Annotated in this window: 11 protein-coding genes and 1 pseudogene; 7 read left to right on the forward strand and 5 right to left on the reverse strand. The window is 57.9% G+C overall.

What is annotated here, in order from left to right:
* The 3 genes and pseudogenes from RTI30_RS06945 to RTI30_RS06955 form a co-directional block, all read left to right on the forward strand.
* Positions 1 to 296 (forward strand): annotated as a pseudogene (locus RTI30_RS06945) (phosphopyruvate hydratase); the annotation flags it as partial.
* Between the two features lie 53 nt (positions 297 to 349).
* On the forward strand, positions 350 to 2,638 hold the full coding sequence (locus RTI30_RS06950; protein ID WP_312274744.1) for a plasma-membrane proton-efflux P-type ATPase: 2,289 nt from the start codon (positions 350 to 352) through the stop codon (positions 2,636 to 2,638).
* Between the two features lie 39 nt (positions 2,639 to 2,677).
* On the forward strand, positions 2,678 to 4,138 hold the full coding sequence (locus RTI30_RS06955) for an MFS transporter (protein ID WP_312260981.1): 1,461 nt from the start codon (positions 2,678 to 2,680) through the stop codon (positions 4,136 to 4,138).
* Between the two features lie 288 nt (positions 4,139 to 4,426).
* Here the strand turns inward: RTI30_RS06955 and RTI30_RS06960 are convergent, their stop codons facing one another.
* The 5 genes from RTI30_RS06960 to RTI30_RS06980 all read right to left on the reverse strand — a co-directional run bounded on the left by RTI30_RS06960 (position 4,427) and on the right by RTI30_RS06980 (position 12,227).
* A complete protein-coding gene (locus RTI30_RS06960; protein ID WP_312260980.1) occupies positions 4,427 to 5,002 on the reverse strand; it encodes an isoprenylcysteine carboxylmethyltransferase family protein in 576 nt (191 codons plus the stop codon).
* A 102-nt stretch (positions 5,003 to 5,104) separates the two neighbouring features.
* Positions 5,105 to 7,408: a TonB-dependent receptor domain-containing protein gene (locus RTI30_RS06965; RefSeq protein WP_312260979.1), complete on the reverse strand. Its 2,304-nt coding sequence runs from the start codon at positions 7,406 to 7,408 to the stop codon at positions 5,105 to 5,107.
* A 214-nt stretch (positions 7,409 to 7,622) separates the two neighbouring features.
* Positions 7,623 to 9,230, reverse strand: a complete 1,608-nt coding sequence (guaA, locus tag RTI30_RS06970; protein WP_312260978.1) for a glutamine-hydrolyzing GMP synthase — start codon at positions 9,228 to 9,230, stop codon at positions 7,623 to 7,625.
* A gap of 9 nt (positions 9,231 to 9,239) precedes the next feature.
* A complete protein-coding gene (gene guaB, locus RTI30_RS06975; RefSeq protein WP_312260976.1) occupies positions 9,240 to 10,706 on the reverse strand; it encodes an IMP dehydrogenase in 1,467 nt (488 codons plus the stop codon).
* 138 nt (positions 10,707 to 10,844) lie between these two features.
* Positions 10,845 to 12,227, reverse strand: a complete 1,383-nt coding sequence (locus tag RTI30_RS06980) for an MBL fold metallo-hydrolase (protein ID WP_312260975.1) — start codon at positions 12,225 to 12,227, stop codon at positions 10,845 to 10,847.
* 269 nt (positions 12,228 to 12,496) lie between these two features.
* Between RTI30_RS06980 and RTI30_RS06985 the strand changes: the two genes are divergently transcribed.
* Genes RTI30_RS06985 through RTI30_RS07000 form a run of 4 tightly spaced genes read left to right on the forward strand, consistent with a single transcriptional unit; the run spans position 12,497 to position 19,408 of the window.
* Positions 12,497 to 14,248: a BamA/TamA family outer membrane protein gene (locus RTI30_RS06985; protein WP_312260974.1), complete on the forward strand. Its 1,752-nt coding sequence runs from the start codon at positions 12,497 to 12,499 to the stop codon at positions 14,246 to 14,248.
* Complete coding sequence (locus RTI30_RS06990) at positions 14,245 to 17,814, forward strand: translocation/assembly module TamB domain-containing protein (RefSeq protein WP_312260972.1); 3,570 nt, start codon at positions 14,245 to 14,247, stop codon at positions 17,812 to 17,814. Before RTI30_RS06985 ends, RTI30_RS06990 begins: the two co-directional genes overlap by 4 nt.
* 6 nt (positions 17,815 to 17,820) lie before the next feature.
* Complete coding sequence (thiO, locus tag RTI30_RS06995) at positions 17,821 to 18,927, forward strand: glycine oxidase ThiO (RefSeq protein WP_312260970.1); 1,107 nt, start codon at positions 17,821 to 17,823, stop codon at positions 18,925 to 18,927.
* Positions 18,928 to 18,967: 40 nt separating this feature from the next.
* Positions 18,968 to 19,408 (forward strand): Fur family transcriptional regulator, encoded by a 441-nt coding sequence (locus RTI30_RS07000; protein ID WP_312260968.1) that lies wholly within the window; start codon positions 18,968 to 18,970, stop codon positions 19,406 to 19,408.
* The last annotated feature ends 20 nt before the right edge of the window (positions 19,409 to 19,428 follow it).

Consider the following 19,428-nt stretch of genomic DNA (forward strand, 5'->3'; position numbering starts at 1 on the left):
ATGCCGTACTGATCAAACTCAATCAGATCGGGACGGTGACCGAAACCCTTGCCGCCGCACGCCTGGCACAATTCCATCACTGGGGGGCCTTTGTTTCTCATCGCTCGGGAGAGACCACCGATGACTTCATCGCCGATCTCGCAGTCGCTCTCGATAGCGGACATATCAAGTCCGGTGCGCCGGCGCGGGGAGAGCGCGTCGCCAAGTACAACCAACTGCTCCGCATCGAGGAGCAGATTGGTACCGCCGCGAGCTTTGCCGGCAAGCAGGCCTTCATTCGCCCCGTGCGTTTTTGAGGCAGATGCGGATCGGGGCGACGGGCGATCGGGCCTACGAATAGGAGATGAATATGGGGCAAGCGGATTGCACCGGTCTCAGCCAAGAGGAAGCGAAGCGACGGCTGCAAGCAGTGGGGGCAAACGAAGTCCAGGAAGCCGCGCAAACCCCGTGGAAGACCTTTGCCCTCAAGTTCTGGGCCCCCGTGCCCTGGATGCTCGAGGCCACCTTTGTTCTCGAGGCGGCCCTGCAGAAATGGCCGGAAGCCGTCATCATCTTCCTCCTCTTACTCTTCAACGGCATCCTCGGCTTTACCCAGGAGCGCAAGGCACAAAATGCCCTGGCACTGCTGCGCGAACGCCTGCGCATCCAAGCCCGGGTTTGCCGCGACGGGACCTGGCGCAGCATTCCCGCAGCGGAACTCGTTCCGGGCGATCTCCTGCATGTGCGTATGGGCGATATTGTCCCGGCCGACATGCAAATTACCGAGGGCCAAGTGCAAGTCGACCAATCGGCCCTCACCGGCGAATCCTTGCCCGTGGATCTCGCCGCCGGCGCCACCTTGTACTCTGCGGCAATCGTTCGTCGCGGCGAGGCCACGGGTACGGTGACCGCAACGGGAAAAAACAGCTACTTTGGTAAAACTGCCGAGCTGGTGCGCGGCGCTGGCGCAAAGAGCCATCTGGAAGAACTGGTATTGCGCATCGTGCGCTACCTGGTCGCGATGGACGTCATCCTCGCCGTCGCCATTCTTACCTATGCCATGCTCGTCGGTCTTCCGCTGGCAACCATTCTTCCCTTTGTGCTCATTCTGTTGGTGGCATCGGTCCCTGTGGCGCTACCGGCCACCTTTACCCTTGCCACCGCCCTCGCCTCCCTGCGCCTAGCCCAGCGCGGCGTGCTGGTTACTCGCCTTGCTGCCATCGAAGAAGCCGCCGCCATGCGCGACCTGTGCAGCGACAAAACCGGCACGCTCACGCAAAACCGCCTCAGCCTCAGCCAGGTGCAAGCGTGGTCCAAGCATTCGTCCGAAGAATTGCTGCGCTACGCCGTGCTCGCCAGCGACAGCGCCACCCAAGACCCCATCGATTTGGCCATCATCGCCGCCGCCCAGGAACGAGGGCTAACGGCTTTGCCAAGGGATGGCTTTATTCCCTTCGATCCAGCAACCAAGCGCTCAGAGGGCACGACCAGCATAGCGGGCACGACCTACCGCGCGCTGAAAGGCAGCCCGCAGATCATCGGCCAACTCTGCAACGAACCGCAGTGGCAAAAGGCGACGGAAACCCTTGCCAAAACCGGCGCACGCGTTCTTGCGGTGGCCGCCGGACCAGACGGTAGCCCCGATTTTCTGGGCCTGCTGGCCCTGAGCGATCCGATCCGTCCCGATGCCAAGGACGTGGTTGGCCAGTTGCAGAATCTCGGGGTGCGGGTTCGGATGGTGACTGGCGATAGCCAAGCGACGGCAGAAACCGTTGCCGCAAGCCTCGGCATTGCCGGCCCCGTCTGCAATCACCACGACATGAGCGCAGATTGTGGCGTCTATGCTGGCGTCTTTCCTGCCGACAAGTTCCACCTGGTTCAGGGGCTGCAGAAAAAAGGCAGCATCGTCGGTATGACCGGCGACGGGGTAAACGACGCACCTGCCCTGAAGCAGGCAGAGATGGGGGTTGCCGTCGAAAGCGCCACCGACGTCGCCAAGGCCGCCGCGAGCCTGGTCCTCACAACCCCCGGCCTGCAGGGGGTGCTCGATGCCGTCGTTACCGGTCGCCGCGTTTACCAGCGCATGCTCACCTACACTCTGAACAAAATTGTGAAGGTCTTTCAGGTTGCCCTCTTTTTGAGCTTGGGATTTTTATTTTTTCGTCAATTCGTCGTCACTCCATTGCTGGTGCTCCTGCTCCTTTTCGCCAACGATTTTGTGACCATGTCTTTGGCTGAGGACCATGTCTGCCCCTCACCAAAACCCGATCGCTGGGCAGTGCGCACCCTTGTGCTTTCCTCGCTCGCCATTGCCCTGGCTTGGCTGGTTTACATCTTTGGCGTCTACCTCATCGGCCGGCAGCTTGGGCTTTCCACACATAGTCTGCAGAGCCTGGACTTTCTCGGCCTGGTCTTTTCTGGGCTGGCCAATGTGTTTCTGGTGCGCGAACGCCAGCATCTTTGGTCCTCCCGCCCCGGCAGTTTCCTGCTCTATGCGAGCTTGGGCGATGTGGTAGTGGTGAGCACCCTCGCCATTTGCGGTTGGCTCATGGCGCCACTGCCCTGGTCTCTGGTGCTGATCCTCCTAGCCGCTACGGTGGCTTACACCCTCCTTCTCGACCAGATCAAGGTACCCCTGCTGCGGCAACTGCGCGCCTAGCCTTTCCCTGTTACACTGGGGGCGAAGGACAGGGAGAGTATGGGGAAAACAACAAATCCGCCGCAGGTACATGCCCACCACCAAACTTGGGTAGAAGTTCTCGATCAGGCACCGCTTTCCGCGTTCCATTATCGCTTGTGGATCCTTGCTACCGCCGGCCCCCTGCTGAGCGGCGTGAGCATGATGTTGCTCGGTATCGTCCTGCCCCTGCTGCGCGCAGACTTTCGGCTGCATCCCTCCACCATGGGGCTGATTGCTGCCTGCCTGATGGGCGGAACGATCCTTGGCGCCTTGCTGAGCGGCCACCTAGCCGATCGTTTTGGTCGCCGTCCTCTCCTCTTGGCCAACGCAGCGGGCCTCGTCCTTGCTGGTTTTCTTCTCTCCCTGGTCGAGGGTAGTCTCGGTTTGGGAATTGGCGAATTGTTGCTGGGGATTGCCATTGGTGGCGATTTCCCCGTTGGTAGTAGTTTTATTTCGGAGTTCATGCCCCAGAGCCATCGCGGCCGTATGCTGGCCGGAGCCATGGCCCTGCAACCCCTGGGGATGCTGGTGGCGGCAGGAATCGCGTTGGCTTTGCTCGGCTCGGGACAGCAGAGCTGGCGCTATCTGATGGCCGTGCAGGCCCTCTTCGGTATCCCTTACTTTTTGGGACGCTGGACCTTACCGGAGAGTATCCGTTGGCTCATTGCCCACGGCCGCAACCACGATGCCGCCCAGGTCCTCACCCGCATTGCGCCAGAGCAGCAGGAGCGGTGGCAGCGTATGGCCAAGGAGCTGGGAAGAACCATGCACCAAGCCAGCAAATTACGGAGCATCCCCCATAACCGCTGGCTCGTATTGCTGGCTCCCGAATACCGTCGACGCACCATCTTGGTCACCATACCCTGGTTTCTCATGGACATGGCCACCTATGGGATCGGACTTTTTACCCCGCTGCTTCTATCCGAGATTCTGCCACACACCACTTTTACCGCGGCATGGCAGCGGGATTGGGTAGATACCCTCAACAGCCTGCGGGTAAATAGCTTTTTGCTCTTAGGTGCCCTGCTCGCCCTGTTTCTCATCCCGCGGCTCGGGCGCATTCGCATGCAGATTCTTGGGTTTTTGGGAATGGGACTGGGCTTGCTCCTGCTCTGGGCTAGTCTGTGGCTACACGGCGATGCGCTTCTGCTTCTGGCCGCCTTTGCCTTTTACAATCTGGCGATGACCGCCGGCCCCAATGCCACCACTTTCATCCTCCCTACCGAAATGTACCCTACGCAAGTGCGCGGCATCGGTTCGGGCTTTGCCGCCGCTTTTGCCAAGCTCGGCGCCACCCTTGCGGTTTTTTTGCTACCCATTCTGCAAGAACGGCTCGGCAGTGGCGCGGTGATTGCCCTCATGGCCGTACTCAGCGCTGCAGCCGCCCTGCTCACCTTTGCCTTCCGCGTTGAGGGTCAAGGTCTGAGCCTAGAGCAACACCAAGGACCACAGCCTCTGCGGGTGCGGAAAATTCAGTGATAACGATCTTCTATTGCCGGTTGCATTACCAATTTCAAATCATCAATCGTAAGGGATAAATCACAACGCTGCGCTAAAAATCAAGAATGGCGAAAAGACCAGCAGGTGCTCGAGGTCAAACCGATGATGCGATGGTTTCTGCGGCTAGAAATCCGCGTCGGCCACGAATCCACTTAGCGCAAGGCAGCGTGATAGAGGTGAAATGGGTAGTAATACAGCGATAGTTGCCATTGGATGCGAGCAGTCTCAATAAGCGATCAAAATACAATACGCATTATCGAAAGAAATTTACAAAATGCCAGGGATCAACCGATATCTCGTGCGCTTGCAATATTCTGAATAGCCAGACAAGTTCGCCGTGAGGATGGACTCCTCTCGTTTGATCCGAACCCTATAAAAGAAGAATAAAGTCATCATGAGGATGACGCTTGCAAAGAGGCTTTCGGAAAGAAATCCAATCCCTAAAAAAGCGACGAGGCTTCCTGTATAGGACGGATGTCTGACATAGCGATAAGGACCATCATCGACCAGTTTTTGATTTTCTTCTACGCGTAGATCAAAAGAAAACGCTTTTCCAGCAGTCGTTATGGCCCAGAAACGTATTACATAACCCAAGACGAGAAGACCCACCCCAAGTGTGGTCCAAGGCATATCTGGCGTAATTCGAGAGGCTATGGTAGCCGAAAGAAGCTTTCCCAGAAATATGGCTAGGTCAACAGACAACCCCACTAGAAGAAACCCATATCGGTCCATACGCGCACGACTGCGTATGGCGTTGGGATCAACGCTCTTGAAACGCCAGGCAATCCAACCCTCCGTAAGCATCATGATGGTACTCGCTGTGATCAATGGAGCGTAGTTCATCAGGAATCCCTCTACTCAGATATTCATGGCAGCGGTCACTATTTTTATTGCCACCCACGATGATAGCAAAGGGGGCTTTTACGCCCCCCCAGATGTTTACCCTCAAAAACTCGCTTTAACGTCTGCGCCAACAAATGTCGGAGCGCCCACTTGCGCCTCAACAAAATGTCCACCCTGACTCGGCTTGCCCAAGTATAGATCCGCCGAGGAGAAATATTTCTGGTTGAAAAGGTTATCGACGTATAGATCGAAGGTCACCTTCTTCAAGCCCATGGTCATCGGGCGCATGGTGTAACCCAGGTTGAGATTGGTGATGTTATACGGGTGCAAGCCGATACCGGAATTCACGCCCTTGTTGGTGTTGATGTACTGAGGCCCCACGACGTGATCCGTAACGCGAGCGCTGAAGCCATCCAGATGGTATCCCAAGCCAAAGTTCAGGTTGTAGGTAGGCACCCGTGCGACAATTTCGCCAGAGCTCACGGATACTCCGTCCGCCGCCTGAAAATTAGAGGTGTAATGGGCAGCGGTGAGGGTATAGTTGGCAAAGGCATTGAAGCGATCGGGTAACTGCAGATCGGCCGAAGCAGTAAACCCTTGATAAAGCGCACTACCGACGTTGTACTGATAGGTTATTCCGGTCAAACCGTCATAGTAATAACCGAACTTGTTGTGGAAAAGCCGTAAAAAATAGGCAAGCGACGTCTGTAGGGGACCAACGTTGTAGCGCACCCCGGTATCAAAGCTATCGACATCTTCGGGCTTGACCTGCACCGTACCTGGAGTTGGACTACTGCCAATCTCTGCGTAGTACGCGCTGATATTCGGCACCTTGTACACCCGGCCATAATGGAAATATGTATCCAGATCTTTATTGATCAGATAACTAATACCAAAAGATGGCTCCCAAAAATTGTAGGTATTACTTATCGATCCACCGTAGTTGTAGTAATACCCCTCAACATCATTACAGGTAGTGTCCACTAGGTAATATTTGGCACCCGGGGTGATGGTCAGGTGGCGATCGAGCAGGCTGATGCGATCCTGGAGAAAGACGTCCGAAATCTGTCGGGTATCGTGCTCATCCCAAGCGTCGTTATAACCGTCAATCATCGGTACATTGTAGCTGCCATACCAATACTCGGCGGAGTGGTCGGTACTGTAAATGTAACTACCACCCAACGTCACGACATTATGCGGCAACAGAAAATCCAAACTCGGGTTGAAACCTACATTGCCAAAATTATCGATATAACGCTGATACTGGGTGCCGTTGTCACTACTGCCAAACAAGGCAGTGGGATTGTACGTATTGCTCGGACGACCAGTGCTAGATGGGTTAGCATAACTCTTCGGCGAAGTCGGCAGCAGGTAGCCATCAAAAAGCCCTTTGTACGCCGCGTTGGTATACGCAGTGCGATCATTATCGTTTTGGGTCACAAAGAATTTGGCTTTGGCCAAGAGGTGCTCGTTGATGATCGACTTCCAACCCAGCACCGTAGTGAAGGAGCTGGTATTGTTCCAGTTGGCATAGATATTCGGATTCCACTGAAAATCACGCCCATACTTGTCGATCAGCGCCACCGGCGCACGCTCGGGAAATTGTGCTAATTCATGGTTGTAGATGGTGTACAAAGATAGCTGCGACATGCCATGGTTGTAGGGCTGAATCGCCGCAAAATAATAGTTGTTGTTAATGGAATGCACATGCTGTATGTAACTTTGGTAGGGTTGATAGTTATAGCTAAAGAGCATGCGGGTACCAACGTAGGGCAAGACCCCAGAATTGATCGTCAAGCCTCCCGCCGCACTATCGCCGGTGCCACCGGTATAAACACCACCGCTACCAAAGGCTTCGACGCCAAAGTTTTTGGTCGGCTGGGTCGGGGTGTAGTCGAGGGTTCCGCCCAAGGCGTTGATACCGGTTTCGGATGGCGTATTCGCACCACTATAGACCTTCACTCCCGAAAACTGCCCCATACCAATGGGAGTTAGGGCGTGGTCATCTCCCTGGCCATTACTGCCGCCACGGAAAGTGTTGATCAGCGGCACGCCATCAAATTCCACACCGACCTGATCGCTATTGAAACCCTGATAGGTAAAGGTACTGTCGGAGGTAGTCAAGTTACCTGGTCCGCTACTGATCACCGTAAAACCGGGGATATTACGCAACACGGTCTGGAAGTTTTCATTGGGGCTGGCATGTTTTACCAGCTCCTTGGTCAACGAGCCCGTGCCGCGCTCCGGTGGTGCCGTCTTTTCCACTTCGCCAATGGTTATGGGTTGTTTGCCAGTGCTCGCTGTACTCGTCGAGGCGCTAGAGTCGTCGTCAGCAGCGTGGACCAGAACGGGAAACTGACTCAAGGCCAAAGCAAGGGCCAAGAGCAATGGCTTGGGGGTCTTCATGGGTGCACTCCTCAACTGTAGCGGTTTTGCCAAACTGTTGGGGAATGGTAACAGAGTAATGTGACAATAATTTGAAACTTTTGTGACACTATTGCGACATTTTTATGACAAAAGTCTGACAAATCGCAACAATAAGGGCGGACTTTCAAAAAACGGCGATGGATGGTCATGCTCGAATAGGGGACCAAGCAGGCCTTACTTGGAAATCCTAGACTCACTCCCACTCGATGGTTGCGGGTGGTTTACTGGAGATGTCGTAGGTGACCCGGTTGATGCCGCGTACCTCGTTGATGATGCGGGAAGAAACCTTTTTGAGCAGGGAGTATGGCAGCTCGGCCCAATCGGCGGTCATGAAATCGCTGGTTTGCACCGCACGGAGGGCAACCACATAGTCGTAAGTGCGGCCATCACCCATCACTCCTACACTCTTGACCGGCAAAAACACCGCAAAGGCCTGGCTGGTGAGGTCGTACCAACTGCGCCCGGTGGTAGGGTCGATACTGGCGCGCAACTCTTCGATGAAGATGGCATCGGCGCGGCGCAAGAGCTCCGCATATTCCTGTTTGACCTCGCCAAGGATGCGCACCCCAAGGCCCGGACCGGGAAAGGGATGGCGATAGACCATCTCGGCGGGTAGACCGAGCACCAATCCGAGCTCGCGCACTTCATCCTTGAAGAGCTCGCGCAGGGGTTCGAGGAGTTCCAGCCCCAACTGCTCCGGCAAACCGCCAACATTGTGATGACTCTTGATGGTGACGGCCTTTTTGCTCTTGGCACCGCCCGACTCGATGACGTCGGGATAAATGGTGCCCTGGGCGAGGAAACGCACGCCTTTGTGGCCCGGGCGTGCGACTTTGCATTTTTCCGCTTCGGCCTGAAAGACCTCAACAAAGAGTCGGCCGATGATCTTGCGCTTCTGCTCGGGGTCCGTTATCCCGGCCAATTCGCGCAAAAACAGAGCACTGGCATCGACACGAATCACCCGCGCATGGAGCCGCCCGGCAAACATCTCCATGACCATGTCGCCTTCGTTTTGGCGCAGCAGGCCATGATCCACAAAAACGCAGGTCAGTTGGTCGCCAATGGCACGATGGATGAGGGCCGCGGCTACACTGGAATCAACGCCCCCCGACAGCCCGAGGAGGACTTCCGCATCGCCCACCTGCTCGCGGATGCGTTGCACCGCCTCGCTCACGTAGTCGCCCATGACCCAATCGCCATGGCAGCCGCAGATTTCGCGCACAAAGCGCGTAAGGATCGCCTTACCTTGGACGGTATGGGTAACCTCGGGGTGGAACTGCACGCCGTAATAGCCGCGCTCCTCGTCGGCCATGGCGGCAATGGGACAACCTTCGGTGCTGGCCATGAGGCGAAAACCCGGCGGCAAGGCAGTGACTTGGTCGCCGTGGCTCATCCATACCCGCAACATGCCGTGACCTTCCGGGGTGCGAAAATCTTCGATATCGCGCAAAAGGCGGGTGTGCCCGCGGGCGCGCAATTCGGCATAGCCAAATTCCTGATGATCGGTCCAGCGGACTTCCCCACCCAGCTGCACCGCCATCGTCTGCATGCCGTAGCAAATGCCGAGCACCGGCACGCCGAGGTCCCAGACCGCCTGCGGGGCGCGCAGGCTCTGATCTTCGTAGGTGCTGGCGTGGCTACCGGAGAGGATGATGCCCTTGGGTGCAAAATTGCGCACAAAGGCATCGTCAACATCGCAAGGGTGGATTTCGCAATACACATGCGCCTCGCGCACCCGACGCGCAATGAGCTGGGTGACCTGCGAGCCAAAATCGAGGATCAGGATGCGTTCGAGACTCATGCAGGGAACTCACTCCACCCGGTAATTGGGTGCTTCCTTGGTAATGTGTACGTCGTGGACGTGGCTCTCGCGCACACCGGCTTGGGTGATTTTGACAAATTTGGCATCGCGGGCGAGCACCTCGAGGCTGGAAGCACCAAGATAGCCCATGCTCGAGCGCAGCCCGCCCAGCAACTGGTGGATTACTTGGCTCGCGGGCCCCTTGTAGGGCACCCGACCTTCCACTCCTTCGGGGACCAACTTTGGGCCTTCGGGATTGCTGCTGTCTTGAAAATACCGATCCGCCGAACCCTGCTGCATGGCGCCGAGGGAGCCCATGCCGCGATAGGCCTTGAAGCTGCGCCCCTGGTAAAGCTCGATTTCGCCGGGCGCCTCGTCGGTACCCGCAAGCAAGCCGCCGACCATGACCGTATGGGCGCCAGCGGCCAGGGCCTTGGCAAAGTCGCCGGAAAACCGCACGCCGCCGTCTGCCACCAAAGGCACATCGGTACCGCGCAGTGCCTCGGCAACGTTGATGATCGCCGTTACCTGGGGCACCCCCACCCCCGCCACCATGCGGGTAGTACAGATGGAGCCCGGACCGATACCTACCTTGACCCCATCCGCCCCGGCTTCTACCAGGGCTCGCGCCGCTTCGCCGGTGGCAATGTTGCCGCCGATGACGTCTACCTGGGGAAAATGTTTTTTGACCCAAGCAACGCGATCGAGCACTCCCTGGCTATGGCCATGGGCGGTATCGACAACGATCAGATCCACCCCCGCCTCTACCAGACGCTCTACCCGCTCCTCGGTGCCGGCCCCCACCCCAACGGCTGCACCCACCAAAAGGCGGCCCAAGCTATCGCGGCAGGCATTGGGGTGCGCCGTTGCCTTGCTGATATCCTTGACGGTAATCAAGCCGCGCAGCTCAAAAGCGTCGTTCACCACCAGAATCTTTTCGATACGATGCTTGTGCAACAGGTTCTTGGTGATATCGAGGCTGCTGCCCTCGGCAACGGTAACCAAGCGCTCCCGCGGCGTCATGACGCTGCTCACCGGCGCGTCCATGCGGGTCTCGAAGCGCAGATCGCGGTTGGTGACGATACCCTCCAATCGCCCGTCGGCGCCCACCACTGGTACCCCCGAGATGCCATGGCTGGCCATTAGCAAAAGCACTTCGCGAATGCTCACCTGGGGTTGGGTGACGATGGGGTCTTTGATTACACCGGCCTCGAACTTCTTTACCCGCCGCACCTGAGCGGCCTGCTGTTCTGGGCTCATATTCTTGTGAATGATGCCGATGCCCCCCTCTTGCGCCATGCAGATCGCCATGGCCGCCTCGGTGACGGTATCCATGGCCGCCGAGAGGAGAGGGATGTTGATGCGCAGGTTGCGACTCAGGCGGGTACCGATCTCGACATCCCGGGGCAGGACCGTGGAATGGGCAGGGACGAGCAGGACATCGTCAAAGGTCAGGGCTTCGCCAATCAGTTGCATCGGAGCTCCTCAAAACGGAAAGGGGCCGGGCAGTTGCTCACCCAGCCCCGATAGGCTTGGCCAATGATAATAGCGCGGCAAAAAAAATGCCAATTCCAGTGGGAAAAGGGCAGTCAAGCGCCCGCGGCAGTAGATACCTCAGAGCTCGATGATCTCTCCCTGCGCTGGCCGATGGACCTCGGTGTCCTTCAGAAGGGTGGCAAAGGTATCCATGCTGTCGGGGTCGCCATGCACGAGGATGGTCCGCGCTGGCTGCAGGGCCTGTTGCCAGACAAGCAGCTCGCGCTGGTCGGCATGGGCAGAAAAGCCGTTGATGGTGTGCAACTGCGCGTGCACCGGGATTTCCTCCCCAAAAAGGCGGACCGTTTTGGCGCCATCGATGAGCAAACGCGCCAAAGTCCCGCGCGCAGCATAGCCAACGAAAACGACGCTCGAGTCATTTCGCCAGAGATTGTGGCGCAGGTGATGGCGCACCCGTCCTCCCGTCGCCATCCCCGAACCTGCCATGATCACCGCGCCACCTGCCAAGCGGTTGAGGGCGATGGACTCACTACTCTCGCGCACAAAGCGCAGACCAGGCAGGGCAAAGGGATCCTGCCCCTTGCGGAAAAGCGCATCGACTTCCTCGCCATAACACTCGGGATGGTGGCGAAAAATTTCCGTAGCGGAAATGGCCATGGGTGAATCGAGAAAGACCGGCAGACTCTGCGGCAAGTCCCCGGCTTCGACCCCACGACGCAAATAAAACAAAAGCTCCTGGGCGCGCTCCAGGGCAAAGGTAGGAATAATGACATTACCACCCCGCTGCAGCGTATCGCGGATCGCCGCAAAGAGTTCGGCAATGGAGGGGTCGATCGGTTTGTGCAGTCGGTCGCCATAGGTGGTCTCCATGACCACGCTATCGGCGCGGGGCGGTAGTTGCGGATTGCGCAAGAGCGCACGCCCAGCATTGCCCAGGTCGCCAGAGAAGATGATGGACTTACGCGTGCCGGCACTGTTCGCTTCGATACGGATACTTGCTGACCCAAGAATATGCCCGGCATCGTAGAAGGTTGCCGTCAGCCCTGGGGCGAGTTCCAAACTCTGGCCATACTCTGCAGTCCGACCAAAAAATTCGAGCGCATTGAGGGCGTCGAGGGTGGTATACAAAGGCTGGGTGCCGGGCTCTCCGTGGCGCTTGGCTTGGCGTTGGCGGCGCTCAGCATCTTCCTCCTGCAAGTGGGCCGCATCGAGCAAAACCACGCGGGTCAACTCGCGGGTAGCGGCCGTGGTGATGATCTCGCCGCGGAATCCGCGCTTGGCGAGCAAAGGGATACGACCGCAATGGTCGAGATGTGCATGGGTAAGCAAGAGCAGGTCGATAGAGCGCGGATCAAAGCCGAAATCTTCGGCATTTTCCTCATCGAGTTCGTGGCCACCTTGAAACATGCCGCAGTCGATGAGTACCCGCTTACCCTGGGCCTCGAGCAGGTGACAGGAGCCAGTAACGTTACGGTCAGCGCCGTGGAAGGAGAGTTTCATGGTATTATCCTTTTGCTATGGTGGGCCTTCCTGCGACAAGTATAGCAAATTATTAGACACGCACATGTCTTTCATATCGGCAACCTCCGTTGGCAAGTCTAGCCAACGGCGACAAGCTGGGTGTGGCCTCCGGACACCCATTGCGCCTGCTGGCGGCACCTGCCTGCGCCTGTGGTACACTGGCCGGAGTCAAGAACGGGGGAAAGAGCAGGGAGGCCGTGAAAGTTTTCCGGCAACAACCATGTAGAGTGGCGCGGCGACGGCGGCTGATGGCAGGCGGCGCACTGCTGCTGTGGCTCGCGAGCGTACCCCTGGTAACCCTCGCCAAGGATGAGATTTCCTTTTCCGTGAGTGGTGTCGATGCCGAATTGCAAGAAAAATTGCAGGCCGCTCTCCCCTCCCTCCACTATGACGGCAAGAAGGAGCGGCTCCAAGAGCTGGCGCTTTCCTCCGACTTGCGCCTGCGCGATGCCTTGCAGGCTTACGGCTATTACGCCGCCACCTGGCAAACCAAAATAGCGACAGGAAAACAAGGGGATGCAACGATTCATTATCAAATTACACTGGGGAAACCCATTATTTTGCGGAGCAAGAGCATCCGCATTACCGGCGCCATCGAAAACGATAGCCGTTTATTGAAACAAATTAAACCGTTTCCTTTGGCTGATAACAGTGTGCTTGATCAAGTCAGTTATTCCACCTGGAAAGACCAGAGTCTTGCCCGTTTGCAGGGCCTGGGCTTTATCGATGCCCATTATGATCGCCACGAAATTCTCATCGACAAAGCGCAATATTGGGCAGAAATTTACCTATGGCTTAACAGCGGTAAGCGTTTTCGCGTTGGACAAATCGAGATTAGCGGTGCCGATCGCTATCCGCGCTGGTTTATTCAGCGCTATTTCACCTTTAAGGAAGGCGATTGGTACTCGCCAACTGCCCTGAGCATTACTCAGAGCAATCTTCACGACGCCAACCGCTTCGAGAATATCCAGGTCATTGGGGAAACTGGCAAAGCAAAAGGTGACGCGGTTCCAGTACTGGTCAAATTGCAAAGCTTGCCGGAGCAGCATCTCAAAGTGGGAGTAGGATATAGTACCGACATCGGCTTGAATGGCATTCTATATTACGACAACTACAACATGTTCCAGCGCGCCCAACATCTGCACGTGGCGGTACAGGCAGCACAAAAAAGCCGCAATATTGGCGCCACCTACACTTGGCCGGTGGGGGCGGCACTCGGCTCCGAATACATTGCCAGTGCGTCCTTTCAAAATGAAAGTTATCAGATCTGGTCGGCCAATGAACTGCGCGCCGCTGTTGGTCGCCGCTGGGCCTTGGCCAATAATGCCCGCAAGAATGTCAATGCCAGCATCGAGGCGATGATCAACCTCGAGCAGGCCGACTATACCGTCTCCAACATCAGCGATACGTCCTTCTATATTTACCCTTCCGTGACCTATAGCGTGCAGAATTATCGCAATATTCTGCGCCCGGTTTCCGGCTTTTATGTGCGCGCCACTGCCGAGGGCGGCAGCAAGGTGTGGGGAAGCACCAGTAATTTCTTCCGCCTACGCGTGCGCGGCGGTTGGGACACCATGCTCAGTCCCAACTGGGGCGTCGGTGGACGGGCAAGCCTTGGCGCTCTCTGGCTCCATGGTCCCATACGCTACTTGCCGCCGGATCTGCGCTTCTTTGCCGGCGGGCAAAATAGCCTACCGGGCTACGCCTTCGAGTCGCAGGGCCCAACCGACGCCGCAGGCGGGGTGGTTGGCGGCCGCTTGTTGGCCGTTGCCGGGGTGCACGTGGACCGCTACCTAAGCCGCGACTGGGCTATCGATGCCTTCTACGACGTCGGTAACGCCTTCGACAACTTTGCCCATTTTCATGCCTTACAGGATGTTGGCCTTGGCGCACGCTGGTACTCGCCGGTAGGGCCCATTAGTTTTGATCTCGCGCATCCCTTGGTTGCCCCACGAGCACCCGCAATCCGCGTGATCCTCTCCGTCGGGTTCAACATGTGAAGTACCGGCTGCCCTCCCTTACCGGTCTATTAGTCTCGGGGGTGCTGCTGCCGGTGCTCACCCTCTTTGTGCTGCTCACTTGGCTAACTCTGACCAGTGCTGGGGCGAGCTGGTTGCTCTCTCTCGTGCCCGGCCTCACGGTGCAGCAGGTACGGGGAAATCTGGCGAGTGGTCTACAACTACGGGGCTTACATTACGCCCATGGAAAAGCCAAGCTGCAGGCGCAGCAGTTGGACTGGCACTTTCATCCCTATGCCCTGCTCTGGGGGGAGGCCCGCTTTTCCGACCTAGAGCTCGCGCAAGCCCAGGTCTGGTTACCGACCGCAAAACCGCGCACCCAAGCGCTGCGGCTTGCCCTGCCCAAGCTCCCTGGCTGGCTCGACGCGTTGCAGCTGCGGGTCGCCCCCCTCCAGGTGCGCAATCTACGGATCTATGAAGGGAGTCACGAGAGTTTTGCCCTCCAAGACGGCAGTTGCACTCGCCTAGCCTGGCAGCGGGGCACGCTGGTCATTCGGGCGCTCAAGGCCAAAGGCTCCTTCGGCCATGTGCAGCTGAGCGGCCAGATCACGCCCGGGCGCGATAGCGTCCAAGCCCTTGGTCAGTGGCAGTCAAACAGCAAAACGGCGAACTCAGCGACGCTGCAAGTGCATTGGACCAGCCTCGGTGGCAATCGATTTGGCGGCCCGCTCACGCTCAACGCACAGGTTGGCAAGGAGAATCTGCACCTGCAGAGCGAGGTCGAAGTAGCACCCTACTCCTTGCAACTTGCCAAGATCCAAGTCCGCAGCAATCGCCTTTCCCAACCCGCCCTTGGCAACATACGGCTCGATTTGCCCAAGACCCTGCACGGCGACTATCGCAGCCAAGGACAACTGCTAGACATTCGCTGGCCCGGCATTCCGCCCTCACTACAGGCCAAGAGTGTTGCCTTGCATTGGGACGGGAAAGGCAACGCCAGCAATATTGCCGGAGACTTGCGCGTCATTGCTGGTAATAATGACCTGCGCAGCACTCTTTCTGGCAATGCCCAACAACTGCAGGTGGCGATCCAAGGCCGCTTGCTGCAGGGCCAGATTCTGCCCTCCCGGTTTCTCGTCACCCTCCACAAGACCAAGGCGGTGCAAGGCAAGCTATCGCTGCGGCAACTGCCCCTTCAGGTATTTGCTCCGAAGGTACCGGGGCAAATCTCCGCCGATATTGCCGTGGATGTCTCTGCCCCGCGCGCCGTCTGGCAGGGCAAGGTGCAATGGCAAATCCTGCCCAGCGTCGTCTATCGTCAAGCCCTGCAAGGACAGGGGCAGCTGCAGTTTGCAGGTAAACAGTGGCGTCTGATCGGTGCTCGCTTGCAGGGACCAGGTTTGCAGTTGCAGGCCAACGGCAGTCTGGATACCCGCTTGCAGTTGCAAGCACAGGTGGCGCGCTGGGGCGGCATTTTGCCGGGCATGCAGGGCACTACGCATGTGCAGGGCTGGCTCGGCAAGGCCGGTAAAAACTGGCAGGGCCAAGTCGATCTGCAGGGCAGTAGCCTGCACTATCGTCAGTATGCTGTGGGCAAATTGGACCTCAACGCCTCCCTCAGCGCCCAGCAACAACTTGCCGCTTCCCTGACCGCCGCTGGCATCGTCGCCGCGGGGCAAACCCTCGCCGTACAGAGCAAACTTGCTGGTAGCCTGCAGCAAGCCAACCTGCAGCTACATGTCGAAAACGGTGCGCGCCAACTACAGATGAGCGGCGTTTTGCTTCACCCTCAAAATGCTTGGGGCTTGCAACTGGATCAGCTGCACTTTGACGATCCTCGTCTTGGCGCTTGGCAGATGGTGCACCCGAGCAATCTGCGCTGGGCGCAGGGAACGGCGCAAATCAGTGGCTTACAGATTGATGGTCCGCATGACGCCAGTCTGCACGTCGACGGCGGCTATGGTCCGGCGCCAAACCAAGGGCATATCGATGCCGTGGCTACTGCTCTACCCCTGGATTTTTGGGATAAGAGCGCCGAGGCCGGCATCCGCGGACGCTGGGATGCGCAGATACAAGGGAACTGCCATGGCAGCTGCACCCTACAGGCGCACTGGCAAGTACACGACACTGCCCTACACTGGCAAGACGAGGACAAAGCGCAAGCGCTGGGAATCGAGGCCTTTAGCGGGCAAGTTGCCTGGCAGGCATCGGGGCTGCAACTGCACAGCCAGCTCCGACTTGCCGATCATCTTGGTCACCTGCAGCTCGAGGCCAGCAGTCCTGCTCTCCTCGCCCTCCCCTGGCACACTCCGAGCAAGGCGCCCATTGCCGGTGTAGTGGTGGGGGAAATTCCCGGACAGCTGCTAGCACACTTACCCGCCGGAACGATTCGCATCGACCCGACCGGTCAGATTGCCCTCGACCTGCACGCTGGTGGCACTTGGGGGCAGCCCGACTGGCGCGGGCAGGCCAAAGCCTCGGCGCTCGGCTGTTATATTCCCCAGGCCGGCCTACACCTACAAAACATTGGCGCCGAACTCCAAGGCCAGGGAGAAAAACTGACCTTGCAAAATCTGGTGGTGCATTCTGGCGCTGGCAGCCTAACCGGCAATGGTACCATCACCTTCGCGCACGGCTTGGCGTATCAGGTGCATATTGCTGGTGACAATTTTCAGGCGCTAAACTTGCCGCAAGTGCAAGCCTCGGTAAATCCGCAACTGCAAATCCAGCAGGAGAAAGGCCGCACGGATATCACGGGCACGGTGCAAACCTCGGAACTGCGCATTTTAGGTACCGATTTTGGCGGCCCCAAGCCCTCCAGTGATGTCGTCTTCGTTCGCAATGAGAAACAGAAACCGACGCCCAGCAATCTTGCGGCCAGCATTCATATTGGCCTCGGTAAAAATGCCAAAATCTTGATTGGCGGTCTACGTGCCAACCTGGAGGGAAGCCTGGATCTGCGCATCACGCCGCCGTCTACCTCTCCCGAAATGCACGGGACCTTGCAGATGGTTGACGGAAAATACGATATTTACGGTAATTCTCTGATTTTCCAGCGGGGAAGAATCATCTTCGCAGGCCCACCCGATGCCGCCAGCCTCGACGTTTTAGCGGTACGCAAAATTCGCAATAGCAACAGCTTTGCGGTAAATAATGAGACGATTTATGCCGGCGTGCAGGTAACCGGAAACCTCAGCCACCCGGTCGTCAATCTGTATTCCAAACCGGGCATGGCGCAAAACGATATCCTTTCGTATCTGGTATTGGGAACGCCTAGTTCTGGACTGCAGAGCCAAGACGCCCTCCTCTCGGCCGCCGCTGGGCAACTGTTCTCCGCCGGGCGGGCCGCCGTTTTTGGCAATGGCGGATTGGGCGGTAGCGGCCTCGATGTTGGCGTCAGCTCTAATGGAAATAGCAGCGGACTTGCTGCAGACATGGTGACTTTGGGGCACTACATTACCCCCAACTTGTACTTTAGCGTCGGGCAGTCCATTCTTGGCCAAGGAACGATTGCCCGCTTGCGCTACCGCGTTTCGCGGCACATCGAAATCCAGACCGAGAGCGGCACCCAGGATGGTGCCAACATCTTCTATCGCATCGATTTTTGACAGGCTATGACCCACGCAAGCAGCGAGATCCTCGTCATTGGCGCCGGCGTCATCGGCCTCAGTGCCGCTTTGCGCCTACGGCAGGCGGGGCTACGGGTTACGGTGCTCGAGCGCGGCAGCGTAGGGCGCGAGGCCTCTTGGGCCGGGGGTGGCATTCTCAGCCCTCTGCATCCGTGGCGCTACCGTCCGGCGCTGCTGCAACTGGCCACAGCTGGGATGCAGCAATACCCAAACTTTGTTGCCGAAATTCAGGCAGCTACCGGAATCGACCCGGAATGGTTGGCATCGGGGATGTGGGTGCTTAATAGCCCCGAGGCGCCCTTGCCCGCAGATGCCCCTGCCTGGGGCGCCGACTGGGGCTGGCAATGGCAGCAGTTTTCTGCAGCAGAAATGCGTGCCCGCGCGCCTTTTCTCCATGCCGACAGCGCCTTGTTTTGCCCAGAAGTGGCGCAGGTACGCAATCCCCGCCTTCTTGCTGGGCTACGCGCCTATGTGGAGCAACTTGGCGTCGCCATTCACGAGCATCAGGAAGTCGAGGCGTTAGCGCGGCAGAGCCATGTTTGGAAGGTCTCGACCCACAGCGCGGTATGGGAAAGCGAGCGGGTTTTGCTCAGTGCCGGGCCCTGGAGTAAAACGATTCTCGAACGGCAAGGGATCAGCACTTCCATTACGCCGGTGCGCGGGCAAATGGCATTGCTGCAGGGTGAGCCTGGCGCCCTGCCGCAAATTGTCCTGGAGGGTAGCCACTATTTGGTGCAGCGTAAGGACGGGCAGATCCTCGTTGGCAGCACCAGCGAAGACGTCGGCTTTTGCAAAGGGAACACCGAAGAGGCACTGGCAGAGTTACGCGCCTTTGCCGAGCGCGTCTTTCCTGCGGCCCGCGCTGCCGATCTTTTGCAACAGTGGTCAGGGCTGCGCCCCGGCAGTCCCGACAACATTCCCTACATTGGCGCGGTTCCTGAGCATCCCGGTTTATATCTGGCCGCTGGCCACTTCCGCTATGGGCTTACCACCGCACCCATCACCGCTGAACTATTGCGTGCCCTTATTCTGGAACAAGAACCGCCTTTGGATCCCACCCCCTATCGGCTTCCCCTCAGCCCCAAAGCGTAATACCATTAAACCGAGTACAGAACTACACTGGAACAAAGATATGAAAGAAATCGGATTCAGCAAACAGCAGGTCCTCGAGGCACTCAAGAGCGCCGGGGTCAACCCGACCAGCCAGCGCGTGGAGATTGGCTACGTCCTTTTTGCGCAGCATGCGCACCTCTCTGCCGAGGAGATCATGCAACGCGTCAATGCCGACTACGCTATCGTCTCCAAAGCCACGGTATACAACACCCTAGGGCTCTTTGTGCAGCATGGTCTGGTGCGCGAAGTCATCGTCGAGCCCGGCAAGGTCTTTTATGACTCTAACGTCGCACCGCATCACCATTATTACTATGTGGACAGCGGCGATCTGATCGACATCCCCGTGCAGCAAGTTCGCCTGGCAGACCTGCCGCAACTGCCGGAGGATACCGAACTGGAAGAGATCGATATCGTGCTGCGGGTGCGCAAGCGCAAGGAAACGCGAGCCCTCCACGCCTAACCCGCAGCGGCGCCAGTCCT

Origin of the sequence: Candidatus Igneacidithiobacillus taiwanensis, assembly GCF_031962545.1 — a bacterium.
Taxonomy (GTDB): Bacteria; Pseudomonadota; Gammaproteobacteria; order Acidithiobacillales; family Acidithiobacillaceae; genus Igneacidithiobacillus; species Igneacidithiobacillus taiwanensis.

Bases quoted from the DNA above. Each gene is read 5' to 3' on its own strand.
- RTI30_RS06950 (WP_312274744.1), top strand. From the start codon at position 350: ATGGGGCAAGCGGATTGCACCGGTCTCAGCCAAGAGGAAGCGAAGCGA.
- RTI30_RS06955 (WP_312260981.1), top strand. From the start codon at position 2,678: ATGGGGAAAACAACAAATCCGCCGCAGGTACATGCCCACCACCAAACT.
- RTI30_RS06960 (WP_312260980.1), bottom strand. From the start codon at position 5,002: ATGAACTACGCTCCATTGATCACAGCGAGTACCATCATGATGCTTACG.
- RTI30_RS06965 (WP_312260979.1), bottom strand. From the start codon at position 7,408: ATGAAGACCCCCAAGCCATTGCTCTTGGCCCTTGCTTTGGCCTTGAGT.
- guaA (WP_312260978.1), bottom strand. From the start codon at position 9,230: ATGAGTCTCGAACGCATCCTGATCCTCGATTTTGGCTCGCAGGTCACC.
- guaB (WP_312260976.1), bottom strand. From the start codon at position 10,706: ATGCAACTGATTGGCGAAGCCCTGACCTTTGACGATGTCCTGCTCGTC.
- RTI30_RS06980 (WP_312260975.1), bottom strand. From the start codon at position 12,227: ATGAAACTCTCCTTCCACGGCGCTGACCGTAACGTTACTGGCTCCTGT.
- RTI30_RS06985 (WP_312260974.1), top strand. From the start codon at position 12,497: ATGGCAGGCGGCGCACTGCTGCTGTGGCTCGCGAGCGTACCCCTGGTA.
- thiO (WP_312260970.1), top strand. From the start codon at position 17,821: ATGACCCACGCAAGCAGCGAGATCCTCGTCATTGGCGCCGGCGTCATC.
- RTI30_RS07000 (WP_312260968.1), top strand. From the start codon at position 18,968: ATGAAAGAAATCGGATTCAGCAAACAGCAGGTCCTCGAGGCACTCAAG.